The sequence below is a fragment of the Acinetobacter baumannii genome (assembly GCF_009759685.1).
In the GTDB taxonomy this organism is placed as follows: domain Bacteria; phylum Pseudomonadota; class Gammaproteobacteria; order Pseudomonadales; family Moraxellaceae; genus Acinetobacter; species Acinetobacter baumannii.
On the sequence record NZ_CP046654.1, the window covers coordinates 3,513,219 to 3,532,781 of the forward strand.

Below are 19,563 nucleotides of genomic sequence, written 5' to 3' on the forward strand. Positions count from 1 at the left end.
TGGCGATCACTGCCATTAATTTTGGGTATCTTCTATATGTGCCTGAATGATGCTTTCAAAATTCTCGTCTGCTTGGAAACCTAAAGATTCGGCATATTCAGCTTTCACTTGAACCGGCCAACTTTGAACAATCCTTTGAATCGTTTTATCTTCTTGCCACTGCACTAAATCAGTTGCTTGTTTACCGGCAACTTTTTCAAGAGCCTCAAGCATTTGTTTAACGGTAACGGTCAATCCCGGTAAGGGAATAATTCGGTTATCTTGGAGTGCTTCTGAAGAAATTGACGCAGCCTTAATCATTGACTCAACACAGCGTCGTGGTGAAGTAATAAAAACCGGAGTATCTGGCGGGACTGGACAAACTGCCGTTTCACCTTTTAAAGGCTCGCGGATAATTGAGCTAAAAAATGTAGATGCGGCTTTATTAGGCTTACCCGGACGAACCACAATAGTCGGTAATCTTAAAACACGGCCATCAATAAAGCCTTTACGTGAATAATCTGAAACGAGCAATTCTCCTACTGCTTTTTGCATACCGTAAGAGGACTTTGGTGTAACCACCGTATCATCTGTTACAACTTCCGGTAATTGACCACCAAATACAGCGCAGCCACTCGCAAAAATGACTCGAGGCATTGTTTGTTTTTTTCTTAATTCTTCTAATAAATTTAAAAGGCCATAAAGGTTTACATCCATTCCCAAGTCAAAATCGGCCTCTGCTGCCGAACTCACCACGGCGGCTAAATGCCAAACAACATCAATTTTTTCTGTAATATTTGCCACTGTGGTTTTGTCGGTAATATCGCCAATCACCACTTCAATTTTTGGGTCTTGCGGCAAATCATCACCAACAAACGCATCAAACAAAATAATTTTATCGATGGGCTTAGCTTGTTTACCGTCTAAAGTCAGGCTTCCGGTTTTTAAAATCTCTTTGGCGATTTGCTTTCCAATAAAACCCGTGCCACCAGTAATTAACACATTCATACAGGGATCCTTTCCTAATTCTTATTCACTTAAAGATTTTTAATCATCATGAATTAAACGATAAGGAGTCCCTGCAATAATTTCCAATGAATAATTTCTAAATATTGATAACTTTTTAATATCAGTTTTATGATGAAACTTTGACTAAATTAAATAGGCTTTCTTTTAATTTAAAAGCCCCAAGTCTTCTATGACTTGAGGCTGAGGACTTTACTTACGTTTTGCATTTTTAAGTAAAATATTAATAAATGCTGCGGCTATATCAGACACTGGTTCATCTTTACGTGTCAAAATTCCATAATCTTGGGCATCTAAAATCAGGTCTGTTTCTAAAATCTGTAGTTGTCCTTCTTTCACCTGATCAATCACCATTGCTTCTGGCAACATACCCACCATAGGTGCGCCTTTTAAGATCTGTAAAAAGGTCTGCATCGACATGGTATTTACCGTATTTAAAGGAATTTTGACTTTAGCTCGGGCAAATGCACCTTCCATACGCTCCCGAATGGGTGTGCCTTTAGGATAAAGTACCCACGGCCATTTTAATAATTCTTCTAATGTACAAAACTTTTTCTGGGCACATGGGTGCGCATTATTGACAACAATGCAGAACGGTTCAGGGCCTAACGGCTGGAAATCGAAAAACTGACTTTGCGTCACATCGGTAAAGCGACCTATAGCTAAATCTAGAGTATGTTCACTCAACATTTCCATTAAATGGTCACTGGTCTGTTCAACAACATCGATAGAAAGTAGAGGCCATTGTTTCTTAATTTCGATAATTGAGTTTGGAATTACCACGGCGGTTGCTGCAAATATTCCTCCTACTTTTAAAAACCCATGTCCACCCAACCGTAAAATCTCGATGTCTTCGACAAAATGCTTTGCGTCATTCAAAACCCGCTGGGCATAACGAATGACGTGTTCACCCAATGCCGTTACAGGCATATTTCGGGGCAGTCGCTCAAAGACCTGAAACCCAAGAAGGCCCTCAATTTCCTTTAGCATTTTACTTACGGCAGGTTGACTTAAATTCATCTGCTCGGCAGCTAAATGCATGTTATTGGTTCGAGCTAACGTCTCTAACAAAACCAAGTGCTTGAATTTAAGCCAGTTATTTAAACTTGAGTAAGTCAAATCTGCCATTTTTAAAATTCCTTTTTGATAACCACTGGTTATTAATAATTAAATTATTACGATTGGTGTTTATTAAATAAGAAACATATCATGATTTCAAATAAAAGAAGGAAGCTTTAAATGAACTTTACGTTAAATTCCCAGAACTCATTACCAGATGATGCAACTCAAGGATGCTTAATTGGCCGTGCGTGGATTCCAAATCAAATTTCGGGTCCATCCCCTATTATTTTAAGAGGCAATCAAGTTTTTGATATCTCGGAAAAATTTCATACTATTTCCGAGTTACTTGAAAGTGCCGATCCTTTAAAAGCTTTATCTGAAATTGAAGGAAGACCAGTTGGTTCAATTGATGAATTATTTGCCAATACTATCGCCGAGCCAGATACCAACAAGGCATACTTTTTAGCTCCAATTGATTTACAAGTAATTAAAGCTGCAGGTGTTACCTTTGCTGCAAGCATGTTAGAACGCGTGATTGAAGAACAAGCCGGTGGCGATGCACAAAAAGCTCAATCGATTCGTGAAGTTGTACAAGGCGTAATCGGTGATAATTTAAAAACAATTGAACCCGGTTCTGAAAAAGCGCTACAACTCAAAGAATATTTAATCGAACAAAAAATGTGGTCTCAATATCTTGAGGTGGGTATTGGTACAGATGCCGAGATTTTTACTAAAGCCCCTGTTTTAGCAGCTGTAGGCACAGGACAAAATATTGGTATTCACCCAAAGTCTGAGTGGAATAATCCAGAGCCGGAAGTCGTATTAGTTGCCAACAGCCAAGGTAAAATTTTAGGCGCGACTTTAGGTAACGATGTGAATTTACGGGACTTTGAAGGACGTAGTGCTCTCTTGTTAAGCAAAGCGAAAGATAACAACGCATCTTGTGCGATTGGCCCATTTATTCGCCTTTTTGACCATACTTTTACTTTAAATGATATTCGTACTTGCGATGTTGAACTGCAAATTCAAGGCACCGATAACTTTGTGTTAAATGGGGTGAGTTCTATGTCGCAAATTAGCCGAGATCCTGAAGATTTAATTCAACAAACTTTTAATGAAAACCATCAATATCCAGACGGTTTTGTTTTGTTCTTGGGTACTTTATTTGCACCGACTCAAGATCGAGAACAAGCTGGGGCTGGCTTTACCCATAAAGTTGGAGATGTCGTCCGTATTCATTCGCCTAAACTTGGTACTTTGTACAACACGGTTATGACCAGTGATAAAGCAACACCGTGGAATTTTGGAATAAATGCTTTGATGCGTAATTTGAAGCAGCGTGAATTACTATAATTTTCACGTATTATCGATCGGTTGAATTGCAAGATTCATCTCGTAAGTAAACTAAATTTCAAAAAAGTATGAGTGAAAGGATCAAAAAATGAATGATCAAAATAAACGGATTTTTTTACGTAGCCAAGAATGGTTTGATGATCCTGAACATGCCGACATGACCGCTTTATATGTTGAGCGCTACATGAACTATGGTTTAACCCGTGCCGAGTTACAATCAGGTCGCCCGATTATTGGAATTGCACAAACCGGTAGTGATTTGACCCCATGTAACCGTCATCACAAAGAACTTGCTGAACGCGTTAAAGCGGGTATTCGAGACGCGGGTGGTATTCCAATGGAATTCCCCGTCCACCCGATTGCAGAACAAACCCGTCGTCCAACTGCTGCACTTGACCGCAACTTGGCCTATTTAGGTTTGGTTGAAATCTTGCATGGTTATCCGCTTGATGGTGTAGTGCTGACCACTGGCTGTGACAAAACTACCCCTGCATGTTTAATGGCAGCAGCCACAACAGATATACCTGCAATTGTTTTGTCTGGTGGGCCAATGCTAGATGGTCATTTTAAAGGTGAGTTAATTGGTTCCGGCACTGTGCTTTGGCATGCAAGAAACTTACTTGCCACTGGTGAAATTGACTATGAAGGGTTCATGGAAATGACCACTTCTGCTTCACCTTCAGTCGGGCATTGCAACACCATGGGCACTGCACTTTCCATGAATGCTTTGGCAGAAGCGTTGGGTATGTCTTTACCGACATGTGCAAGTATTCCGGCACCATATCGTGAACGTGGGCAAATGGCCTATATGACCGGCAAAAGAATATGTGAAATGGTTTTAGAAGATTTACGTCCTTCTAAAATTATGACCAAACAATCTTTTGAAAATGCAATCGCAGTAGCCTCAGCTTTAGGCGCATCGAGTAACTGCCCTCCTCACCTCATTGCGATTGCCCGTCATATGGGTATTGAGCTGAGTTTAGAAGACTGGCAACGTGTGGGTGAAAACATTCCGCTTATTGTGAACTGTATGCCGGCGGGTAAATATTTGGGTGAAGGTTTTCACCGTGCGGGTGGTGTTCCTGCCGTTCTACACGAATTACAAAAAGCTGGTGTATTACACGAAGATTGTGCATCGGTTAGCGGTAAAACAATTGGGGAAATTGCCAAAAATGCAAAAACCTCAAATGCGGATGTCATTTTCCCTTATGAACAACCTCTTAAACATGGTGCCGGTTTTATTGTGCTCAGTGGCAACTTCTTTGACAGTGCCATTATGAAAATGTCTGTAGTGGGCGAAGCATTTAAAAAAACCTATTTATCAGATCCAAACAATGAAAATAGCTTCGAAGCACGCGCAATCGTTTTTGAAGGTCCCGAAGACTATCACGCACGTATCAATGACCCTGCCTTAAACATTGATGAACATTGTATTTTAGTCATTCGTGGCGCAGGTACAGTGGGTTATCCGGGCAGTGCTGAAGTCGTCAATATGGCTCCACCAGCAGAGTTAATTAAAAAAGGGATTGATTCACTGCCTTGCTTAGGAGATGGCCGCCAAAGTGGAACTTCTGCCAGCCCATCTATTCTCAATATGTCACCCGAAGCGGCTGTAGGCGGTGGAATTGCCTTACTTAAAACTAATGACCGTTTACGTATTGATTTAAATAAACGTTCTGTCAACGTGCTCATTTCTGACGAAGAGTTAGAACAACGCCGCCGTGAATGGAAACCGACGGTATCTCCATCTCAAACACCTTGGCAAGAAATGTATCGCAACATGGTAGGTCAATTATCTACTGGTGGTTGTTTGGAACCCGCAACTTTATATATGCGAGTCGTAAACCAAGACAACCTTCCAAGACACTCTCATTAATTTCAGGATATTTGTTATGACCATTATCGGACACAACTTTATTGGTGGTTCACGTAGTGCACAAAGTTCCACTTTACTAAAAAGTATTAATGCAACCACTGGCGAAGCTCTGCCTTATGAGTTTCACCATGCAACCGAGCAAGAGGTTAATCAGGCCTGTGAAGCTGCCAGTCAAGCCTTTAAGACTTACCGCCATACCTCACCTGAACAGCGCGCTGTTTTTCTAGAAAATATTGCAGATGAACTCGATGCTTTGGGTACAGATTTCCTAGAAATTGTCTCACAGGAAACTGCTTTGCCATTTGCACGTTTACAAGGTGAACGTGCCCGTACCAGTGGACAAATGCGTTTATTTGCCAAAGTGCTGCGCCGTGGTGATTTCTTAGGTGCCCGTATTGATACTGCTTTACCTGAGCGCCAGCCTTTACCTCGCCCAGACCTGCGCCAGATTAAAATCGGTGTTGGCCCTGTGGCAGTTTTTGGGGCAAGTAACTTTCCTTTAGCATTCTCAACTGCGGGTGGTGACACTGCTTCGGCACTGGCAGCAGGTTGCTCTGTAGTGGTGAAAGCCCATAGTGGACATATGGCGACAGCAGACTTTGTAGCGCAGGCAATTGAACGTGCCGTAGAAAAATCAAATATGCCAAAAGGTGTATTTAACATGATCTACGGTAATGGCGTGGGTGAACCTTTAGTGAAACATCCTTTAATTCAGGCTGTGGGTTTTACCGGTTCACTACGTGGTGGTCGTGCTCTATGTGATATGGCCGCAGCCCGTCCACAACCGATTCCGGTGTTTGCAGAAATGAGTAGTATTAACCCGATGTTGATGTTGCCTGATGCCTTAAAAAACCGTGGAGAAAAAATTGCACAGGACTTGGCAGATTCAGTAGTTTTAGGCTGTGGTCAGTTCTGTACTAATCCGGGTTTAATTTTAGGTATTAAATCAGCTGAATTTAGTCAGCTCATTAGCAACCTGACCGACATTATGGGGGCTAAGCCTGCGCAGACTATGCTGAATGCCGGCACCTTAAAAAGTTACACCGCTGGTCTTGAGCACTTGACCCAGCATCAAGGCATTAAGCATTTGGCTGGCAATACTCAACAAGGTAATCAGGCGCAGCCACAACTGTTTAAAGCTGATGTTGAGCTTTTACTGGCGGGTGACCAGCTTTTACAAGAAGAAATCTTTGGGCCAACCACAGTCATCATTGAAGTTGAAGATAAAGCCCAACTCATTCAGGCACTACAAAGCATGAATGGGCAACTGACTGCAACTTTAATTGCCGATGAAGCTGACTTAACCGAGTTTGCAGATGTGGTTCCTGTATTAGAAGAAAAAGCTGGGCGATTACTCATAAATGGCTACCCAACAGGTGTTGAGGTCTGTGATGCGATGGTACACGGCGGGCCATACCCAGCCACTTCAGATGCACGAGGCACCTCAGTCGGAACCTTGGCCATTGACCGTTACTTAAGACCTGTGTGTTACCAGAACTATCCGCAAAGTTTATTGCCGGAAGCCTTAAAAGACAGCAATCCGTTGCAAATTTTAAGATTGGTGAATGGTGAGATGACTAAAGAAGCGATCTAAGAATAAAAAGAGACCACAAGTTGGTCTCTTTTTACTTCTACATTTAGGGTTTTTAAGGAGGTATAAACTCCTTAAAATCAATTTAGTTTGTAATTAATATTTTTTAAAAATAAATCAACAGCGTATTCAACCCAAGTACTAATTTCATCAGCTGAGATTAAATAATCAGGATGAGTCAAACATTTTAGGTGGGCATCACTTCTTAAAAGCGATAAAAATATATGTGCTGCGACTTCCGAAGAAGACGTTAATTCAATTTCTCCTTGTTTAACCGACTTTTCAAGATAACCTGCAATAATATTTGCTAGACGTTGTGGTCCCACTTCAAAGAACTTTCCGGATAATTCCGGGAACCTTACAGCTTCTGCAATACAGACTCTAAAAAAAGCCAAACCTGAATGCGATAAGATAAAGCACAGATAAGTTTTCCCAATTTCGGTTAAGGCTGAACGTAAATTTTTGGCTTTTGTCTCGACCGACATAATTTGTTTTTGCATGTTGGTACATTGACGTTCAATGACCGCAGCAAACATCGCTTCTTTATTTTTAAAACAACCATACATAGTCGCTTTTGAAACGCCGGCTTCTTTTTGAATCATATCTGTGGTTGTTCCACTAAAACCATGGATCAGAAAAAACTTTGTTGCTGCATCCAGAATTTTTTGATCTTTCTCATTCGTTTTAGTGCAATCAGACATACGACCCTACAAACATATTTAGCAATTTCATTCTTAGTGTAACTCATCGAAAAGTTCAAAATCGAGAATTGACGTAAATTTAATAAGATAGTAGAGTACCGATCGGTACAGTTGAGCTTAATCACCGCTATAAGCATTAAGCTCATTTTAAAATTTAAGGTAAAAGATGAATATACGACCACTCATCGGTTTGGCAGGTGCAATTTTTGCAGCCATGACTGTCGAATTTAATAACCGAATTAGCAGCATTACCTTGGTCGATATTCGCGGTGAGATGGGTATTAGTGTCGACTCTGGTTATTGGGTCAGCAGTATTTATGCCAGTGCCATGATTATTGGGATGATCCTGTCCACCAGTTGGGCCGTTATTTTTTCTATGCGTCGGGTTCTTCTTTTTGCGATAGGACTTTGCCTCTTCTCTAGCGTTTTAATTCCTTTTAGCCCAAATATCGAAATATTTTATTTATTACGGGGCTTACAAGGACTCGCCAATGGCTTAACTATTCCTTTATTAATGGCATGTGCACTTAGATTCCTAGGACCTGAAATTCGTCTATGGGGCTTGGCCTGCTATGCATTGACAGCAACTTTTTTCCCAAACTTAAGCGCTGCGCTTGCTGCCTTTTATTTGGATGTGATTGGTTGGAAGATGATATTTTTCCAAACCATTCCTTTTTGTGCTTTAAGTGCTGCGTTAGTTTACTTCGGTATTCCGCAAGATCCGTTAAATTACTCAAGAATAAAAACTTACGATTGGACTGGCGCGATTCTAGCCATTATTGGTTTGGCAAGCCTTAGTACCATGCTTTTGCATGGCAATCATTTGGACTGGTTCCATTCAAAATTGATTTGTGTTTTGGCTTTAATGAGTGCCATTACCCTCCCTTTATTTTTAATACATGAATGGCGCTATCCAACACCATTAATTAAACCGCAAATGCTCGAAATACGAAATTTTGGTTATGCTGTTATTGCGTTGTTCTGCTTTGTGGTTATTGGTATGTCAACCAGTACATTACCCCTTAATTACTTAAGCGCCGTGCATGGTTATAAGCCTACTCAAACCATGTGGATTGGCTTACAAATTGCCGCATTACAATTTATCTATATCCCGATTGTTATTAAAGTTTTGAACCAAGCTTGGGTTGATAGCCGATATGTACATGGATTTGGTTTGCTTTTGGTTATGGTTGGCTGCTTAGGTGCAAGTCAACTTGATACGACTTGGAACCAAGACCAATTCTATTTTTGGCATGCAATCTCATGTTTAGGTCAAACCTGTGTAGTGCTTTCACTCCTCATGATGGGTACAAATAGTGTCCACCCAACTATGGCAATCTATGCTTCACCTATGATTAACACCCCGCGTGCTATTAGCGGCGTACTTGGTGTGTGCCTTTTGGACTGGGTCAATCGAGTACGTGGTGAATACCATTCAACACGGCTGATTGAAAATACCGCACAACATGTTTTTCAAAATATTCAAGGTCCTGTTATTAATCCTCTTACCCCGCCTGTGCTGAGTGCAGATGGTACCGAACGTGTTTCCGGTGGTTTATCTGCCTTAAATTCTGCGATTCAGGCACAGCAATCAGTGTTAGTCATTAGTGATCAATATCTGATTTTAGCGGGACTTACTGCAATTTTATTTATCGTTATGCTGATTTTGCCAGTTAGAACTTATCCACCACGCATTGCTCTCATTAAGTTAATGAATAGTCATAACTCAGGAAAATCTTTATGAGTACTCTCGAAGCCCAAGATCACTCCATGACCGAGCCACCCAAGTTAACAAAGATGCAATATCTTAAGAAACACTGGGTTATGGTTATTGCATTTATAGTCGTTCTAGTTTCCATTTTATGGATTTTAAAAGTTATATTTTTACCTTCTTCCATTGTTAAAACTGACGATGCGCGGGTAGATGTCGAGTACTCAACCATTGCTCCCAAAGTGTCAGGTAATATTGAAGAAATTTATATTAAAGATCACCAGACCGTAAAAAAAGGCCAGCTTTTGGCACGGATTGATGCACGTGATTATCAGGCGGCTTTAGCTGAAGCTGAATCTAATTATGCCAAAGCACAAGCTGACTTAAATGAAGCAATGCTGGCAGTAGAAAGACAACCAACTGTTATTCGAGAAACAGAGGCCCAGCTTAGAAAAGTAGAAGCCGGCATTAAACTCACTAAAGATAATACCGCACGCTATGAGCAATTACAGGCACTTGGTGCTGAGTCTAGATTGATTACACAACAGTCAAAAACCACATTGACCGAGCAATATGCCGACTTGGACAGCAGTAAAGAAAAAGTCATTGATGCGCAGTATCAGCTCAACCAATATAAGATTCAGGTTCAAGCTAAACAAGCCGCTTTAAAACAAGCCCAAGCTGCGCTTGATAAAGCAAAACTGAATCTGAGCTATACAGAAATTCGAGCACCTATTGATGGCATGATTGGGCAAAAGTCTGCAAATGTGGGCAACTTTGTTGGCGCAGGTAATCCACTCATGGTGGTTGTGCCTTTAGATCAAGTGTATGTAGAAGCAAACTTCCGTGAAATTGAGCTAAAACAAATTAAAATCGGCCAGCCTGTCACTGTTTATGTCGACGCTTACAATGTTGAGTTAAAAGGTGTGGTAGATAGTTTCTCACCATCGACTGGTGCATTCTTCTCGCCAATTTCAGCAACAAATGCGACGGGTAACTTTACTAAAATTGTTCAGCGTTTACCTTTACGCATCAAACTCCTTGAGAACCAACCTGATATTAAATTGTTGCGTCCTGGTCTATCTGTTGTGGTTTCTGTAGATACGACCAAATAAACGGAATCAACTGAGCACTTCAAACTTTAAATGAGCCTCATTGTTAGTCTTACTCCTAATGAGGCCTCATCAAATTCAATATTAAATTAAGCCCGTATTTTACCCTTCTACCTTTTTATCCTTACTACTTGAATAGATAAAATATAAAGCAATTCCTAAGCAAATTAGCGCCCCTAATCGATACGGTGAGAAAGGAAGCGTTTCATTGCCGAACCAACCAAAGTTATCAATCAAGATACTCATCAAAAGTTGCCCAAAAATCACAGCCACCGTAGCAACTGCAGCCCCAATTCTTTGTACAGCCAGTACCATAATGACAATATAAGGTACGCCACACATGGCACCTAATAACTGCCATTTAGGAACATCTAATAGTGTTAAGGCTTGTTTAGGTTCAAAATAAAAAATAAGGAGAGCCGTAATTAGAGCACCGACTGAGAAAGTCAAAAAAGCACTACGAAATACACCAACTTTCGCTCCAAGTTGACCATTAATTGCAGCCTGTACACTCAGCAAAGCACCGCCAATGACGGCGAGAAGAATCATTAAAATTATCATGGCTGTCTCCTACGCTTTTGCCACAAGTATAAGTGCAGCAACAATAAAGATGAGTGCGACTACTCGTTTACGGTCTACTTTCCTATGTGGAGTTCCTAGTAAACCATAGTGGTCGATAATCAGACTTTTTGATACCTGTCCCGCTAAAATCCCAATCATGGTCATTGCAATGCCAATAATTGGAGTGGTAATGGTCAAAATAATGACGTAAGCCGGACCTAAAACGCCACCGAGTAATTGCCAAGATGGAAGTGTAAAAAATGAAGGGCTATTACGTGGGCTAAAAAACAACATGAGTAAAAAAGTAAGTGCTGCACCCACGCCAAAAATACTAAACGTGGCCCACAACTCACCTACTTCCTTTCCTAACGGCCCTAAAAGCCCAGCTTCGACCGATAGCCCCATTCCCCCTAAAATGGTTAGGAGTAGTAATAGAATTTGCATCTACATTGCCTCATCTGTATCTAGGCAACGAATACTAAGGTAGCTAATTCATCAGAAAAACAGCATAATTCATGAATCACTTTTGCAGAAATTGCACAAATGGATTTAACAAATTCGATTGATATCCGCACGCTTCGCTTCTTTATTAGTGTTTACAATGCTCAAAACTTCTCGAATGTAGCACGTAAAGAAGATGTGTCTGCCTCCATGATTTCTCGAACCATTCAACAACTTGAAGATGCGTTGGGGCAGCAACTTTTCTACCGAAATACACGAGCTATCACACCGACCGAATCGGGCAAATTATTTTTTGAATATGCAAAAAGAATTACCGAACAATTTGATGAAGCTCAAAAGGCTTTACAAGATAAAACCATAGAACCATCTGGACTCGTCCGAATTAATGCCCCTGTATTTTTTGGGCAACGACATATTGCGCCGTGGTTGGCGGGTTTATCAGAGCGTTATCCAAGGCTTCTAATAGAACTAATTCAAACCGATGAATTTATAGACCCATTACGCGAAAGCACAGATTTAATATTTCGTATTGGAGCACTGACTGATTCATCATTTCATGCCCGTATTTTTGGTACACAAAAATATCATTTAGCCGCCTCTCCTCAGTATGTTGCCAAATACGGTACGCTCGACCACCCAACAGAACTTAATCAACACAAGTGCCTAGTCTATAAAGGTTTTGAAGGTCCTAACCGCTGGTTAGTGAGAAAGCCCAATGAAGAATGGGTACATTATCCAATTACCCCGTTACTTTCTTCAAACAATGCCGAGAGTTTAATGACAGCCGCGCTTCATGGCATGGGGATTGTTTTATTTCCTGATTGGCTGATTGGCGAAGCTTTAAAAAAAGGTGACTTAATAAAGCTTTTACCTGAATATGAAGTCGCGATTAAATCACACCCCCAGCATATCGCAGCCATTTATCCCAATGTCCGCCATCCACCGCTCAACATTAGAGCAGTGATCGATTATTTTGCAGAAATCTATGGTGACACACCGTATTGGCAGAATTAGTTTTCTTTTCAAGGTCAGCAAAGTATTCAAATATCGACATACTTTGCTGGTGTCTCACCAGAGATGAAAATAAGACTAAAAACTTGAAATAGATAAGAATTTAATTTGCACTCAAACTTAAATTATCAACTTGTTCTGATTTTTCTTTTTTAATGAGATAACCCAATATGATTTGCAAAATCACGCCAATAAACGCACAACATGACATTAAGAGAAAACACCAGATATACCCCTGATGACTATGCCAGCCACCAAAGCTCGTAAGCAAATATCCCATAATAATCGGTGCGACTGCCCCACCTACATACTGAGCAACTGTAATTAAACTATTTGCAGTTCCAATTGCTCCGGCTGGCGCATAATCTGATGCTGTCGCATAGAAAATAGGCCAAATTGCGTTGGCAGATAGACCAAAAAACAGTTGTATTGCAATGACGGAAACCACGCCTGAGGTTAAACAAAAACTTGCAATGCTGACCGCCATCCAACAACCACATAAAATCAATGTGAGTCGTCTGCCAATCTTATCGGACAAAGTCGGCCAAATAATTTGCCCCATCATGCCGGTAATTGTAAATACAGCGCTCAAGCCAGCCGATTTCGCCAGATCTAACCCGACAATATTGTATAAAAATGCAGGAAAGATAGTTAAAAAACCAATATACACCACATGGGTAATTAAAGTACTGGCTGCGGTAAACACAATTCCTCGAGAACTTAGAGTTTGTTTTAAACGTTCCCATGTACTATGCGTACTTGTTTTTTCTTCTCCTTCATCGTGCACAAAATCTGTTGGTGGTGTGAATTGATTATCTACACAAGATTGGTGAAACTCTGAATAACGTTTACGAGTGGAATAAATCGCCCAAAATGTTAATGCCGGTACAGCAAATATAATTCCAAGAAAAAAGGCATAGCGCCAATTTTGCGGGCCAAAATAGGTAATGATGGTGGCCATTGCAACACCGCTAAGTAGCGCTCCAACCGGATAACCTGAGTGATGAGCACCTATGGCAAAACCACGGTGTTCCTTGGGCCACCATTCAGCAGTATTACTCACCCCAACTGGCTCTGCCACCCCACAACCCAAAGAAACCATAATACGTAAGGTTACGAACTTATAAAAACTTGAACTTAAAGATGTAATGCCTGAAAGCAACGAAATAAAAGTAAATCCGATTACTAAGGGCCACTGAAAAATTCCTCGCTTCCAACCGGACGCATGTTTATCACTTAAAGCAGCAACCGGAATACTAAGAACGGCCAAAGAAAGTGTAATTGCAGCAATGGTGTATCCCCATTGCGTCGGAGATAAATTAAATTCATTACAAATCATATTGGCTGCGCGGAAAATCAACTCTCGGTCGTATGCAACAACCACCCAAATAATCCAGCAAATCACTAATGATACCCAAGAGTGGCGATGAACTTTTTTTAGGCTCATTTCTAATTCCTTTTTAATTAAAATGCATCCACATGCTTTTACGTATAACGCTATGTCATTTGTCCACTCTTAAACTATCAAGTCGATTTAGAATTACTAATGATATTTCTACACCACGTAATAACTTATATTTATCAATTTAGTTCTTAGCTATTTATTTCCCTACATTTTTAATCCACTGGACCAATAACAATCCCTTATTAGGTAAAGAAAAATTTTCATTGGTTTTTATATTTGGCTTTCATTAATTTAGTTTCTTCGATGAATGACTGAATAAAAGGACTAAAAAAGGAATTATGGAAATTAAAGTACTGGTAGATGTAAAAACAAAACTTGGAGAATGCCCAACTTGGGATGCTGTTCGCCAACGCCTATTTTGGGTAGATATTGTTGATGGACGATTATTCTGTTGTGATGAATTCGGTGGGAATATACGGGCGTGGGAAGTTCATAAAAAAATAGGTTCTTTTGCTTTACAAGAAAATTATAACGGCGCAATTGTTGCGCTCGAAGATGGGTTATATCAACTCGACTTTGACACAGGCAACTTAAAATTTATTTGCAACCCTGAACCAGACCTACCTCAAAATAGATTAAATGATGGTCGTGTTGATCGGCAAGGTCGATTCGTTTTTGGCTCTATGAACCGCCTCGAGGATGGGAATACCGCATCTCTTTATCGATTAGATGCAGACTATAAAATAGAAAAATTAGAAAATAATATTAATACTTCAAATAGTATTTGCTGGAGTCCTGATGGTACTAAGCTCTATTTTGCAGACACATGGCAAGGTGAAATCTGGTCTTATGATTATGATCTTGAAACAGGCCAAATCTCAAATAAAACCATTTTTTGTAAGATAGATACCTCAGACGGTGGTTCAGCAGACGGCTCGACAGTAGATCGTGAAGGTTATTTATGGAATGCAAAAGTATATTCGGGTCAGTTAGTACGTTATCGACCTGATGGAAAAATCGATCGTATTATTGAAATGCCTGTAAAAAAAATTACCAGTGCAGTTTTTGGCGGAAAAAATCTTGATGTCTTGTTTGTTACATCTATGTCACAACCGCCTCTTCCGAGGTTCCCTGATGACAACCAATTGCGGGGCAGTGTTTTTGCCATTTATGGGCTAGGCATCCAAGGAATAGCCGATGCTCGATTTATGGGGTAATGACTCACTTCCTACAAGAAATACTTAACTATAAAAGATAGTAAACCAGCTCTGCAGCTCAATAAGGAAATCTTTATTAAGCTGCATCAAGAATTAATTAATTGTTATTTCATAATGAAAATTATCGGCCAAACCATAAGACTCACGGTATTCGACCGCTACACCTTCAAGATTTTTTGCAATACGGCATACCTTCACTAAAGGGTCTTCAAGGTGATTATTTAAATAGCTATCTTTAATATTTTTCTCAAAAGTTAACCGTTCTGTTGCAGAAGAAATAAATTGGCCACAGTGCTGATAATAAAAAGGATAAAGTAAGTTACCAAACTCAGCGATTGGAATTTCTTCCAGATTTTTAAATAAGCGTTCAGGTAGCCAGATTCTCTCGCTTAAAACAACGACATCTTCATGCTTACGGACACGCTCGATATAAAGCAACTTTTCGATGTGCTCAAGCCCTAACTCGGCGTTTACTTCCGGTATTGCATCACACACTTCTACTTTTTTGATTTGTCCTTGTGGCTGAATGAACTCGCCCTTTTTATTACGTAATCTAAAAAAACGAATGAGCGAATTTTCAAAATTAGGTTGTTTAAGGAAAGTTCCTTTTCCTTGCTGTTTAACCAATAAGCCTTCTTCAACCAGTCCTTCAACCGCCTTTCTAACGGTTCCTACCGATACGCTATACATTTGCGCAAGTTCTTGTTCACTTGGAATAGGCTCTTCGACTGTCCATTTTGACTGGATCAGTAGTTTTTGAAGTTCCCAACGGACCTTTTCATATCTTGGCAATTTAAAATTTTTAAATGCAGTCTCATCAAGCATTTGCGTTAAACATTATGAAATCGATTTGACAATATTAGCATAGTTCTGTGTAATACAAAAAACCAAACATATATATGTTTAGATGTTTATATATTTATCAAGGAAGATAATATGACTGCATTGATGCTGATGGCTTTAGCCGTATCGATAGGTTTAGGTTATAAAACGAAAATTAATATCGGATTTTTTACGATAGCGTTTGCCTACCTGATTGGTTGCTTTGGCATGGGTCTTAAACCTTCCGAAGTTATTGAATTATGGCCTGTCAAAATTTTCTTTATTATTTTATCTGTCACTCTGTTTTATAACTTTGCTTTGGCAAATGGTGCTTTAGAGAAACTTGCCAGCCATCTTCTATATAAATGCCGTAAGTTTCCTCAGTTTTTACCTTTAGCGATTTTTTTCGCAGCAACCATTATTGCTGGCCTAGGTGCTGGTTTTTATACAGTACTTGCCTTTATGGCACCCATTACACTGCTGCTGTGTAAAAAAACCAATATGAATATGATTATTGGTGGGATGGCTGCAAATTACGGCGCTTTAGCTGGCGCAAATTTTATGACATCGCAAAGTGGCATTATTTTCCGAAGCTTAATGGAAAATACTGGCATTAGCTCGCAAACAGCTTTTTCATATAGCAGTGGAATTTTTGTCTTGACTTTAATTATTCCAATTGCGGTGTTGGGAATTTATACCCTCTGGAATAGAAAAAGTAATTCAATTGTGATTGAAGATCAAAAGCCTGAACCATTCGACAAAAAACAGAAACAATCCATCTTCCTTATTATTTTAATGATGTCGATTGTTTTAGTTTTTCCAATCTTGCATCTTGTTTTTCCCGATGTAAAAACAATTAGCTTTTTAAACTCCAAAATTGATATTGCCTTCCTTGCGATTACCTTCTCGCTCATTAGTTTACTTATGAAACTTGCGGATGAGAAAAAGGTCATTGCACTTGTGCCTTGGGGAACACTGATCATGATTTGCGGTGTCGGTATGCTCATCGCATTAGGTGTGAAACTTGGCATTATTACTACCCTATCTGAATGGTTAGCAAACAATGTTCCTGTGTGGGTCATTCCAGTACTTTTATGTCTGATCAGTGCCATTATGTCTGTATTTTCAAGCACTCTAGGGGTGGTTGCTCCTACCTTATTTCCAATTGTTCCTGCGCTTGCACTTACCTCTGGCCTAAACCCACTAGTGCTGTTTATTTGTATTGTGGTTGGCGCTCAGTCTACAGCGATTTCTCCTTTCTCGTCTGGCGGTAGCCTCATTATGGCTTCAGCACCAGCAGACATCGACAAAACCAAATTCTTTAATCAACTGTTATTTAAAGCAATTCCTGTAGGAGTCATTGCCGCTTTAATCGCTATTTTTGCTTTAAAATTTGTAATGTGAGATGAAAATGAACTGTATAGATACACATGCACATGTTTTTTCGACACAGGACCACAGTATCGAAACAGCACGTTATGCACCTGATTATGAGGCAACTGTACAAAGTTTTATCTCTCATCTTGATGAACACAATTTCACGCATGGTGTTTTGGTTCAACCCAGCTTTTTGGGCACCAACAACCAAGCGATGTTAAACGCAATTCAGCAATACCCTGAGCGTTTAAAAGGGATCGCCGTTGTTCAACATACGACGACGTTTGATGAGCTAGTCAATCTCAAGGCACAAGGCATCGTTGGTGTTCGCTTAAATCTATTCGGTCTTAACCCTCCTGCGCTAAATACGCCTGACTGGCAAAAATTTTTACGAAATGTAGAAAGCCTCAACTGGCAAATTGAGATACACGCACCGCCGAAATATCTGGTTCAGCTTTTGCCACAATTGGATGAATACAGCTTTGATGTCGTAATTGATCATTTTGGCCGAGTTGACCCTGTTAAAGGGATTGAAGATCCAGATTATCAGAAGTTTTTAAGCTTACTTAACGTAAAACAGCACTGGATTAAAGTGTCCGGTTTCTACCGTTTGGGCACTACTCCAAACAACATAAATACGGCACGACAGGCCTATAACATTGTTAAAGAAAAAGGTTTTTTACACAAACTTATTTGGGGAAGTGATTGGCCGCATACCCAACATGAATCTTTAATAACTTATGAAGATGCGATTAAAGCTTTTAAACATATTGTGTTTGATAAACACGAGCAATGTTTAATTTTAAATCAGAACCCTACCGAGCTGTTTGGTTTCTCACGTACATAAGGAGTATGTATGAAAAATGATATATCTATATCGGAAGTAGAAAAGTCAACGATCCGTAAACTTTCTTTTCGTATTCTTCCTTTCCTCATTCTTTGTTATTTCATCGCATATATTGATCGGGTGAATATTGGTTTTGCCGCTTTAACCATGAACCAAGAAATTGGTTTAACTGCTACTGCCTTTGGTTTTGGTGCGACATTATTTTTTATTGCATATGTCATATTTGAAATTCCAAGTAACATGGCTATGGAAAAGCTAGGTGCACGTATCTGGATTGCCAGAATCATGATTACTTGGGGCATTGTCGGTTGCTGTACTGCCTTCATTACTGGCCCTATTTCATATGCAATTTCACGCTTTTTACTTGGTGCTGCCGAAGCCGGATTTTTCCCAGGCGTATTACTGTATTTAACACTATGGTTCCCTAAACGATATATGGCTCGAATTGTTGCCGTATTTATGGTTGCGATTCCTTTATCTAACTTTATTGGTTCACCATTATCTGCCTTATTGTTAGGCTTGCATGGTTTACTGGGCTTAAGTGGATGGCAAGTGCTTTTAATACTTGAAGCATTACCTGCAATCCTTCTTGGTTTGTTATGCCTTGTATGGCTGCCAAATACCGCAAATAATGTTAAATGGTTAAATCAAGAAGAAAAGGACTGGTTATCAAGCACTTTAACTTTTGAAAAAAATCAATTGTTGAACTCTGAAAAACAAGACAGTGCCGAACAGAAAAAGAGTAAGTTCAAGCTGCTGATTACCAATAAATATCTATGGTTCTTTGCAATTATTTATGCAGGAAGTTCAGCAACCAGCAATATTTTATCGTTATGGATGCCTCAGATTTTAAAAGCCTTTCATCTAACTGCCATGCAGACAGGTCTTTTAAATATGATTCCGTTTGGTTTAGCTGCCGCTTTCATGATTGTTTGGGGCGTACATGCCGATAAAAGTGGTAATAAGAGTCTCAACACAGCTATTCCGTTATTTGTGACCAGTTTTGGTTTGCTCCTTACTATTTTTACCTCGTCTTTAACTTTGAGCTTACTTTTATTCTCACTCGTTTTGATGGGTAACTATGCCATTAAAGGTCCTTTCTGGGCATTGGTTTCTGAGCGCTTACCACCTACTTTAGTGGCTGTAGGTATTGCAGCGGTGAATACGATTGCGCATATTGGTACTGGGCTTATGAACTCTATTATGGGTATTGTAAAAGATTATTCGGGAAGCTTCCCTATTTCTCTTTTACCGTTATGTATGCTTACATTTACGGGTGCCATGATTGCGTTGTATTTGGGAAGAAAACCGACATTGCCAAAAGCGCAAAAGGTTCAAAAGTTGGTTTAGGTTTTAGAAATAAAAGATTTAATTAAAAGAGACCATTAATGGTCTCTTTTTTATTCATAACAAATATATAGAAGCTAAGATGGGTCAATATTTTCTTATT

Annotated in this window: 17 protein-coding genes; 10 read left to right on the top strand and 7 right to left on the bottom strand. The window is 39.8% G+C overall.

Features of this window, described 5'->3' with window-relative positions; genetic code table 11:
- Positions 1-15: 15 nt before the first annotated feature.
- The gene (gene denD, locus GO593_RS16805) at positions 16-987 is read right to left on the bottom strand and encodes a D-erythronate dehydrogenase (protein ID WP_001101643.1); all 972 of its coding nucleotides are present in this window, start codon (positions 985-987) and stop codon (positions 16-18) included.
- 210 nt (positions 988-1,197) lie between these two features.
- Positions 1,198-2,133 carry a LysR family transcriptional regulator gene (locus GO593_RS16810; RefSeq protein WP_000774594.1) on the bottom strand — a complete coding sequence of 312 codons (936 nt, stop codon included), beginning with the start codon at positions 2,131-2,133 and terminating at the stop codon, positions 1,198-1,200.
- A 111-nt stretch (positions 2,134-2,244) separates the two neighbouring features.
- Between GO593_RS16810 and GO593_RS16815 the strand changes: the two genes are divergently transcribed.
- The 3 genes from GO593_RS16815 (at position 2,245) to GO593_RS16825 (ending at position 6,890) form a co-directional block, all read left to right on the top strand.
- Positions 2,245-3,420 carry a fumarylacetoacetate hydrolase family protein gene (locus GO593_RS16815; protein ID WP_001011878.1) on the top strand — a complete coding sequence of 392 codons (1,176 nt, stop codon included), beginning with the start codon at positions 2,245-2,247 and terminating at the stop codon, positions 3,418-3,420.
- Between the two features lie 88 nt (positions 3,421-3,508).
- Positions 3,509-5,296 carry an IlvD/Edd family dehydratase gene (locus GO593_RS16820; RefSeq protein WP_000999643.1) on the top strand — a complete coding sequence of 596 codons (1,788 nt, stop codon included), beginning with the start codon at positions 3,509-3,511 and terminating at the stop codon, positions 5,294-5,296.
- Between the two features lie 16 nt (positions 5,297-5,312).
- Complete coding sequence (locus tag GO593_RS16825) at positions 5,313-6,890, top strand: aldehyde dehydrogenase (NADP(+)) (RefSeq protein WP_000152487.1); 1,578 nt, start codon at positions 5,313-5,315, stop codon at positions 6,888-6,890.
- A 77-nt stretch (positions 6,891-6,967) separates the two neighbouring features.
- Here the strand turns inward: GO593_RS16825 and GO593_RS16830 are convergent, their stop codons facing one another.
- Entirely contained in the window at positions 6,968-7,588 is a 621-nt protein-coding gene (locus GO593_RS16830; protein WP_001278399.1) for a TetR/AcrR family transcriptional regulator, read from the bottom strand.
- A gap of 166 nt (positions 7,589-7,754) precedes the next feature.
- Between GO593_RS16830 and GO593_RS16835 the strand changes: the two genes are divergently transcribed.
- Together GO593_RS16835 and GO593_RS16840 are read left to right on the top strand one after the other, a co-directional pair.
- Complete coding sequence (locus tag GO593_RS16835) at positions 7,755-9,332, top strand: MFS transporter (protein WP_001026286.1); 1,578 nt, start codon at positions 7,755-7,757, stop codon at positions 9,330-9,332.
- Complete coding sequence (locus tag GO593_RS16840; RefSeq protein WP_000105384.1) at positions 9,329-10,414, top strand: HlyD family secretion protein; 1,086 nt, start codon at positions 9,329-9,331, stop codon at positions 10,412-10,414. The genes GO593_RS16835 and GO593_RS16840 overlap by 4 nt, the downstream gene beginning before the upstream one ends.
- Before the next feature lie 99 nt (positions 10,415-10,513).
- On the opposite strand, the gene GO593_RS16845 is transcribed toward GO593_RS16840, so the two are convergent.
- A complete protein-coding gene (locus GO593_RS16845) occupies positions 10,514-10,972 on the bottom strand; it encodes a DMT family transporter (protein WP_000584779.1) in 459 nt (152 codons plus the stop codon).
- A gap of 9 nt (positions 10,973-10,981) precedes the next feature.
- The gene (locus GO593_RS16850) at positions 10,982-11,416 is read right to left on the bottom strand and encodes a DMT family transporter (protein ID WP_001166491.1); all 435 of its coding nucleotides are present in this window, start codon (positions 11,414-11,416) and stop codon (positions 10,982-10,984) included.
- 99 nt (positions 11,417-11,515) lie between these two features.
- Between GO593_RS16850 and GO593_RS16855 the strand changes: the two genes are divergently transcribed.
- Positions 11,516-12,448, top strand: a complete 933-nt coding sequence (locus GO593_RS16855) for a LysR family transcriptional regulator (RefSeq protein ID WP_000366423.1) — start codon at positions 11,516-11,518, stop codon at positions 12,446-12,448.
- A gap of 100 nt (positions 12,449-12,548) precedes the next feature.
- On the opposite strand, the gene GO593_RS16860 is transcribed toward GO593_RS16855, so the two are convergent.
- Positions 12,549-13,892 (bottom strand): MFS transporter, encoded by a 1,344-nt coding sequence (locus GO593_RS16860; protein ID WP_000053789.1) that lies wholly within the window; start codon positions 13,890-13,892, stop codon positions 12,549-12,551.
- 296 nt (positions 13,893-14,188) lie between these two features.
- Here GO593_RS16860 and GO593_RS16865 point away from each other — a divergent pair, with 296 nt between their 5' ends.
- A complete protein-coding gene (locus GO593_RS16865; protein ID WP_000404165.1) occupies positions 14,189-15,067 on the top strand; it encodes an SMP-30/gluconolactonase/LRE family protein in 879 nt (292 codons plus the stop codon).
- A gap of 93 nt (positions 15,068-15,160) precedes the next feature.
- On the opposite strand, the gene GO593_RS16870 is transcribed toward GO593_RS16865, so the two are convergent.
- Positions 15,161-15,892 carry a GntR family transcriptional regulator gene (locus GO593_RS16870; RefSeq protein ID WP_000883501.1) on the bottom strand — a complete coding sequence of 244 codons (732 nt, stop codon included), beginning with the start codon at positions 15,890-15,892 and terminating at the stop codon, positions 15,161-15,163.
- 111 nt (positions 15,893-16,003) lie between these two features.
- On the opposite strand from GO593_RS16870, the gene GO593_RS16875 reads away from it, so the two are divergent.
- The 3 genes from GO593_RS16875 to GO593_RS16885 are packed head-to-tail and all read left to right on the top strand — an operon-like array spanning position 16,004 to position 19,463.
- On the top strand, positions 16,004-17,293 hold the full coding sequence (locus GO593_RS16875; RefSeq protein WP_000126040.1) for an SLC13 family permease: 1,290 nt from the start codon (positions 16,004-16,006) through the stop codon (positions 17,291-17,293).
- A 7-nt stretch (positions 17,294-17,300) separates the two neighbouring features.
- Positions 17,301-18,113 carry an amidohydrolase family protein gene (locus tag GO593_RS16880; protein WP_000995631.1) on the top strand — a complete coding sequence of 271 codons (813 nt, stop codon included), beginning with the start codon at positions 17,301-17,303 and terminating at the stop codon, positions 18,111-18,113.
- A gap of 9 nt (positions 18,114-18,122) precedes the next feature.
- Complete coding sequence (locus GO593_RS16885) at positions 18,123-19,463, top strand: MFS transporter (RefSeq protein WP_000786782.1); 1,341 nt, start codon at positions 18,123-18,125, stop codon at positions 19,461-19,463.
- Positions 19,464-19,563: the final 100 nt, after the last annotated feature.

What these genes read in the sequence shown, in the direction of transcription:
- denD (WP_001101643.1), bottom strand. Translation starts at nt 987, where the DNA reads ATGAATGTGTTAATTACTGGTGGCACGGGTTTTATTGGAAAGCAAATC.
- GO593_RS16810 (WP_000774594.1), bottom strand. Translation starts at nt 2,133, where the DNA reads ATGGCAGATTTGACTTACTCAAGTTTAAATAACTGGCTTAAATTCAAG.
- GO593_RS16815 (WP_001011878.1), top strand. Translation starts at nt 2,245, where the DNA reads ATGAACTTTACGTTAAATTCCCAGAACTCATTACCAGATGATGCAACT.
- GO593_RS16820 (WP_000999643.1), top strand. Translation starts at nt 3,509, where the DNA reads ATGAATGATCAAAATAAACGGATTTTTTTACGTAGCCAAGAATGGTTT.
- GO593_RS16825 (WP_000152487.1), top strand. Translation starts at nt 5,313, where the DNA reads ATGACCATTATCGGACACAACTTTATTGGTGGTTCACGTAGTGCACAA.
- GO593_RS16830 (WP_001278399.1), bottom strand. Translation starts at nt 7,588, where the DNA reads ATGTCTGATTGCACTAAAACGAATGAGAAAGATCAAAAAATTCTGGAT.
- GO593_RS16835 (WP_001026286.1), top strand. Translation starts at nt 7,755, where the DNA reads ATGAATATACGACCACTCATCGGTTTGGCAGGTGCAATTTTTGCAGCC.
- GO593_RS16840 (WP_000105384.1), top strand. Translation starts at nt 9,329, where the DNA reads ATGAGTACTCTCGAAGCCCAAGATCACTCCATGACCGAGCCACCCAAG.
- GO593_RS16845 (WP_000584779.1), bottom strand. Translation starts at nt 10,972, where the DNA reads ATGATAATTTTAATGATTCTTCTCGCCGTCATTGGCGGTGCTTTGCTG.
- GO593_RS16850 (WP_001166491.1), bottom strand. Translation starts at nt 11,416, where the DNA reads ATGCAAATTCTATTACTACTCCTAACCATTTTAGGGGGAATGGGGCTA.
- GO593_RS16855 (WP_000366423.1), top strand. Translation starts at nt 11,516, where the DNA reads ATGGATTTAACAAATTCGATTGATATCCGCACGCTTCGCTTCTTTATT.
- GO593_RS16860 (WP_000053789.1), bottom strand. Translation starts at nt 13,892, where the DNA reads ATGAGCCTAAAAAAAGTTCATCGCCACTCTTGGGTATCATTAGTGATT.
- GO593_RS16865 (WP_000404165.1), top strand. Translation starts at nt 14,189, where the DNA reads ATGGAAATTAAAGTACTGGTAGATGTAAAAACAAAACTTGGAGAATGC.
- GO593_RS16870 (WP_000883501.1), bottom strand. Translation starts at nt 15,892, where the DNA reads ATGCTTGATGAGACTGCATTTAAAAATTTTAAATTGCCAAGATATGAA.
- GO593_RS16875 (WP_000126040.1), top strand. Translation starts at nt 16,004, where the DNA reads ATGACTGCATTGATGCTGATGGCTTTAGCCGTATCGATAGGTTTAGGT.
- GO593_RS16880 (WP_000995631.1), top strand. Translation starts at nt 17,301, where the DNA reads ATGAACTGTATAGATACACATGCACATGTTTTTTCGACACAGGACCAC.
- GO593_RS16885 (WP_000786782.1), top strand. Translation starts at nt 18,123, where the DNA reads ATGAAAAATGATATATCTATATCGGAAGTAGAAAAGTCAACGATCCGT.